The 6,011-nt window shown below is 56.6% G+C and carries 5 protein-coding genes; all 5 read right to left on the minus strand.

The window, feature by feature from the left end:
• Positions 1-246, minus strand: a 246-nt coding sequence (locus HCU76_RS37460; RefSeq protein ID WP_371319966.1) for a VPA1267 family protein, incomplete at its 3' end; no start/stop codon positions are given.
• An 11-nt stretch (positions 247-257) separates the two neighbouring features.
• Complete coding sequence (locus HCU76_RS35890; protein ID WP_218512001.1) at positions 258-653, minus strand: hypothetical protein; 396 nt, start codon at positions 651-653, stop codon at positions 258-260.
• A 229-nt stretch (positions 654-882) separates the two neighbouring features.
• Positions 883-4,236 (minus strand): hypothetical protein, encoded by a 3,354-nt coding sequence (locus tag HCU76_RS35895; protein ID WP_218512002.1) that lies wholly within the window; start codon positions 4,234-4,236, stop codon positions 883-885.
• The gene (locus HCU76_RS35900) at positions 4,233-5,300 is read right to left on the minus strand and encodes a hypothetical protein (RefSeq protein ID WP_218512003.1); all 1,068 of its coding nucleotides are present in this window, start codon (positions 5,298-5,300) and stop codon (positions 4,233-4,235) included. The genes HCU76_RS35895 and HCU76_RS35900 overlap by 4 nt, the downstream gene beginning before the upstream one ends.
• The coding region (locus HCU76_RS35905; protein WP_218512004.1) for a site-specific integrase at positions 5,293-6,011 on the minus strand (719 nt) is incomplete at its 5' end. The genes HCU76_RS35900 and HCU76_RS35905, both read right to left, overlap by 8 nt.

The following is a 6,011-nucleotide window of genomic DNA, read 5'->3' on the forward strand; positions in this document are numbered from 1 at the left end:
GCTTCGCTTCACCAAGGAGGGAAGCACACCGCGGTCGCGAAGCTCAGATTCGAGAGTTCTAAGTGCTTTTTTTATGTGAGGATTCTGGTCAAGTGAGCTTTTGGAGAAGCCGCATTCCCTCGAAACTTTGGTACGCGACAAGACGCCTCGGCTCTCCAGCGATTGGAAGTCTTGATCGCTTTTCGAAGCCATCCATACAAGGAAGGTTTCGAAGTTTTCCCTCGACAATTGCCGCCCATTTGCCATGCCATCACCCTTCAAAGTTTGCCTGCACTGCCAAGCACAAGGGCCTGGACCATTGGCAGCGCCTGGTTGAGCTCCACCCACTCCACGAATCTACCCATGCGCTCCTTCCCCATGACGACGCGCTCGGAAGGTTTGGCTGAAAGGTCCACCAGTTCACGACGTTCACGGTCAAGCTCCATGAATTCAGGGAAGCGATGAAGTACGTTAACCATTGCCATTGCCAAATCTGAAAAGGCAACGTCTAAGTCGCCACGGGAACCATCAGAGCGCGAGCCCTGTTCAAGTCGACCAAGTTGCGCCCTGCAGCGCGTAAGCTCTTCGCGCAAGTTGGATGCTTCGAGCTTCGCCGCAACAACCATTGTCTGGAGAATTGCCGGGTCGCTTGTAGAGTCTGGCGTGCGAGACACGACGCCAGGCCGGCCATCGAGGTGCTCCCGAAGCAACCCTAAGTACGTTTCATTTCGGGTCAAGGTCGACCTGTGCGCCCCCACGCGGGCTGCGAGGTAAGCGGCGAGCAATCCGTGGGTCCTAAACTCCAGTTTGTGCTTCTTAATAAGGCGAAGCTCGTGCACTATCTTTGGGACTATGTCCGCGGACCGTTCGTCGTTGTATCGAGCAAGATTCGCCGCTCCGCGCTCACGCCCCACCGCTCACCTCAAGAGTCAGCACGGGCCTAATGTCGCGAGCCGGCGTGGACAGTTGATTTGCTACCTGTTTCATCGACATGCCCTCGGTCTTCATCATGAGCGCTAGCATGGCTGCCACTTCCTTGACTTCGATGAGCCCGTCGTCTTCAAAGCTCAGTGCATCGAAGTCTCGACCAGCGAGAAGCCTACGCTTTACCTGCCTGGCCGCAAGCTGCACTTGCGGAGTCATCATGCTTGGGTACGCGCTGCTGTCAGCAATCCGCTGCAGTACGAATTCCGCGGCGCTAGAAGAGCGCGCTACGCGCTCGAGATGTCTCTTGACCACGTCTGGCTTTTCGACATGCAGAACTACATCGCCATCGTCCAGCGGTTCAAGTCGCATACGCGCTAGGATTTCCTCGCTTAGCTGCCAACCTATCCACTCGTTGGCGTCCAATTCAATCACCTCCCAAATCTCGTCGAGCACTGCGATGGGCTCTCCCGCAGCCTCAAGCTGCTTCCGACGACGATGCTGGTACTTAATGCGTTCAAGCAGTTGATTGCGCTTGGCCGCGATCGCCGTGAGGTGGTCAACGCACTTCATCGCCAGAGGACAACTACCGCAGCGTCGAGGCTCCCCAATCTGCTCCAAAATGTCAGAGGGACACTCTTCGCCGACAGGGCAAATGTGAGTCTCCCTGAATCGGATTCGAGACATTGGCCCTTCCTTCAGCAGTTGCATCCCGCTCGCCTCATCATTCGATTCGGCAATCGACCACAACGCAATGGGCGGCATGAACTTGAATGCCTTAACCGTACTCTCACGGTTTTTGGTAAAGCTCTTGACCAATGCGCTGTCCGGCTGATCTGCGCGTACGTGACTGGCTGAATCTTCTTGGAACTGCACAAAGTCCCCCACAATCGCAGCATCGCTTTCATGCAATCGCTGCCGCAGATCGTCCTCACCGGGCTTGTCGTAGTGCGCCGTGACGACCACATCGCTATGGCCCAGCAACTCAGCAGCGTCTGACAGTTCGAGTACGCCCTTGCGGTTCGTCGCGAAGGTGGCGCGGCAGGAATGCGGCGTATGAATGGCAAGGATGCTGATTGGGCAATATGGCCGCTCTTCAGCGTCACCCGTTCCCTTGATAATCGGAGTTCCATCATCATGCAAAAGCGGTTGAAGCTTGAACATGCGAACGTGGCGTTCGTTAGTGGCACCGCGGTAGAACTCTTCGAAGGCCACCATTAGACGCCTCCAATATCTTTCGTAGATTGCATCGTTCACCGGAAAGGCCGAATCGGTTGATCGGAACAGCGGCCTGATCGAATCAAAAGGCGACGAATCGAGATTTTCATAGTCCACAGGCCCGAACGCATCTGCATCGGCAAACTGAGCTTGGAACGCTTCCTGCCGCCGTAACAAGTTCTTCACGCGGTGAACGATGTAGGTCGTCCAGCTGGTAGTCTTGGTCTTGTCGGTGTTAACCAGCAATGGAAATGTGTAGCTATCGTCAGGCGTCGCCGTCCCCAGACTGCGCCAACTCGCCCGATCCAACCACTGCACTGACTGCGCGCGAAGCCCCGTTTCCAGCGCTGTGATGAGCAGCCGGAGCACAGTGCAGTGCGGCACGTAGACGTCGCTGCCGACTGCCTCCCCGGCTGACATCACCTCGCGCTCACCCCAGGTGAACACATTGGGAACGGCGGCCAAGGGGTAGCTGCGTCCACGGTAAGACACATTCGGCACCTCCCCGAAGGCGCTTGTCTCAAAGAACAGCGCGGTACGCAAATCCTTTCGACTAGGCGACAACGCCCCAGCCTTGGCCATTGTTTCCAATCGCATGCCGAAATCTTCAACGGCGTAGCAGTAGAACAAGAGGTAGCCGTAGATCTCCTTCGGTATGACCACCTTTGTTGTCTTGTTTTTCGTCTGAATGCGAGGCGCGTCGAACCGGGGATTCAGGGGACTCGTGAACAGAGGACCCGCAACTTCATCGTCGTCGGAGAAGTCGGTCTCGATGAACGCAAAGAAAAGCGTCAATTGATGGATCAATACCTTCGCGGAGGCGTTGCTGGGTCGACGCAGCCGAATCAGCTCCAATAGCGTGGCAGGAAGTTCGGTCCACGCCGCCGCTGTGTGCCGCGCGACAAATGCGTATCGCAGGAAATCACGCGGGCTTACGGGTAACTCGACCTTGCCCCCCGTGGCCACCTCCTTCCACCAGGGAAGATAGTAGAACAAGTAATCCGCAAGAAGGTTGAGACTCGCGGACGTGTCGTTCGAACTGCGGTAGCCCTTCACATCCACTCGGTTTCGCATGAAAGACTTGAAGCACCTGACCCACACAGGCATGAGTCGACCCAAGTCAACATGTTCACGACCGGGGTAGGCAACGCGGTCATTGACTTGCCAATCAAAGCCGTGGCGGGCATGACCTTTCAGGTCCTTGAAGTGTCGCAGAATGACTTCGTGCGCATCTTCGTCGGCGGCAATCTGCGCGACTTGCGGGCGTCGCTCTTTTTTAGCCCTGGGAGGCAACACGCGATCCTTTAAATTGCGCTTTCTCTCCTCTGGGTCGTAGCCTGCGAACGGAACGTCGGCAATAGCATGGGACATTGACCAGTTCGAATAGCGCGAAAGGTCCGAGGATGTGAATGAGACTTCCGCGGGAAAGGCCTGTTGCAATTTGGTGCCGAACAAGCTCAGTGGGAGCGTACTCCAGCCTGCGATCGCCTGCGTCGATATTCCGCGTGCATGTAGTACACGGGCACGTGCGATCTCAGCGATTTCGTCGAGGGTTGCGTCTCGAGGGCCCCGCCAGTCTGTGGCCCATATTAGACGGGGCGCATAGTAGTACATTCGCCGAGCATCAGCTGAACCGCGCTCGCTCTCTGGGCCGAAAGTCCGCACCCAGTCGAGTAAAGGGTGGGCGAATTTCGCGATAGGAAAGTACGCGCCCGAGTTGAAGACTGTCGGTAGCATCAATGTCCGCTGCCGCCACATTTCAACCAGAAAGAGCTTCAGTCCGCGCTTTAATGAGGCCAAGCCGGTCGCCGGAGGTGGGGGCGCATTGGTGTAAGCACGAAGCGAATCTGTCGCCCCCTTCACGGAAGAGCTTGGCGGAACTTGACTCGCTGCAAACGTCGCCACCACGAACTCTTCATCGTACCTCCTGCCCTGAGGTAACGTCCCATCTCGAAACATCGTAGCGAACGCATATTGCTGATAGTTGGCATGCCCCGCCGGGCTACCAAAATGCTGTTCAAGAAGCTCGATGGATCGACGGATTGCCTGCTGCGCAGCGGCGTGCAACTCGTCGCCGTCGACTAGAAATTGAATCTTGTCCGTGACGTTAATCATGGACAATCCTTCAGTTCATCAGCACTCGCGGCGGGAGGCAACTTCTCGTCTTCTGGAGACAGATGCAAGAGCGTTTGGTTGGAAGGCTCGACGCCGTCCTCACCGGACTTGGCGTAGTGTGCGGTGACAACCACATTGCTATGGCCCAGCAACTCTGCAAAGTCTGACAGTTCGAGACTACCGTTACGGTACGTGGCGAAGGTAGCGCGGCAAGCACGTGGCGTGTGAATGGCAAGTATCTTGATTGGACAATATGTGCGCTCCACAGCGCCGCCCGTGCCCTTGATGATCGGAGTTCCATCGTCATGCAGAAGCGGCTGCAGCTTGAACATGCGAACGTGGCGCTCCTTGGTGGCTTCTCGGTAGAACTCTTCGAATGCCACCATCAGACGCTTCCAATGTTTGTTGCAGAGCTCGTCGCTAACCGGATACGCCGAGTTGGGGGATCGGAACAATGGACGAATCGAGTCGAAGGGCGACAAATCGAGACCTTCATATTCCACGGGGCCGAACGAGTCTGCGTCAGCAAACTGAGCCTGGAATGCCTCCTGTCGCTGAAGCACGTTCTTCACGCGATGGACGATGTAGGTCGGCCAGTTGGTGGTCTCGCTCTTGTCGGTATTGACCAGCAATGGGAACGCATAACTCTCCTCCGGCGTCTGCGTCCCCAGACTTCGCCAGCTCTCCCGATCCAACCACTGCACGGACTGCAGCCGCAGGCCGGTCTCTAGCGAAGTGATGAGTAGCCGCAGCACCGTGCAATGCGGCAGGTAGACGACACTGCCACCAGCTGGCTCCGGAAGCTTCAATTCGCGCTCTGCCCAACTGAACACATTCGGAACGGCAGTCAACGGGTAGCTGTGACCACGGTAAGTCATCTGCGGCACCTCCCCGAAAGCGCCTGTCTCAAAACGCTGTGCGGTGCCCAAAGCCCTTCGATCGTGCGGCAAAGCATCAGATTTGGCCAATGCCTCCAATCGCATGCCGAACTCTTCGACGGCATAGCAATAGAACAAGAGGTAGCCGTAGATCTGTTTCGGAATCCCCTTCGTGACTCTAGTCATGGCCACGCTCCAGGCCCTCAACTATCGCAACTGGAAGCAATTTGAGTTCTTGCGGAGCAAGGTGCAATAGCGCTTGATCCGAGGCCTCAAGCTTTTGCATCAAGCGATCGCGCTTCGCGCGAGCATACATTTGCGTTGAGCTGATTTTCGCGTGGCCCATAAGCATCTGGACATCGGTGAGCGGCAGGCCGTACCTGCGATTGCTGACGTCCACAGGATAGTCGTTCAGCATATAGACCCCATAGAGGTGACGCAGAGAATGCACCGTGTACTCACGCCCGTCGAATCGCAGGGGCACATTCGCCTTTCTTGCAGCCTTCTTAAACGAGTTCGTGAGCGCTGTGTCGCTTGCGTTCACCAATGGCAGGCCTCGCCTCGTTGGTTCGTCGTACTGAAACAGGAACTTGGCTTCCCCGGGCTTTGCGGTAGGCACGTATTCGAGCTTGAGATACTGTTCCAAGGCAGAGAAGAACTGCTGTCGCAGCGGTGGGAACAAATACGTCGCCGCGATCTCTCGCCCCTTGAAGCGGGGCTGCATCAGGACGCTAGGCGGCGGCTGGAATCTTCTTTTGGTGGGATCAATGACATATACCTTCTGTTCGTCCGGCAGCACGTCCTCGAGCAACATATTGCGCGCCTCGCTCATACGGATGCCTGATGCCGCCAGAAGCAACCACAAGGCCTTGTCGCGCCAGGAGGTCGCCGCATTGA

It is taken from the genome of Variovorax sp. dw_308, from assembly GCF_019207085.1.
In the GTDB taxonomy this organism is placed as follows: Bacteria; Pseudomonadota; Gammaproteobacteria; order Burkholderiales; family Burkholderiaceae_C; genus Variovorax.

Bases quoted from the DNA above. Each gene is read 5' to 3' on its own strand.
- HCU76_RS35895 (WP_218512002.1), bottom strand. From the start codon at position 4,236: ATGATTAACGTCACGGACAAGATTCAATTTCTAGTCGACGGCGACGAG.
- HCU76_RS35900 (WP_218512003.1), bottom strand. From the start codon at position 5,300: ATGACTAGAGTCACGAAGGGGATTCCGAAACAGATCTACGGCTACCTC.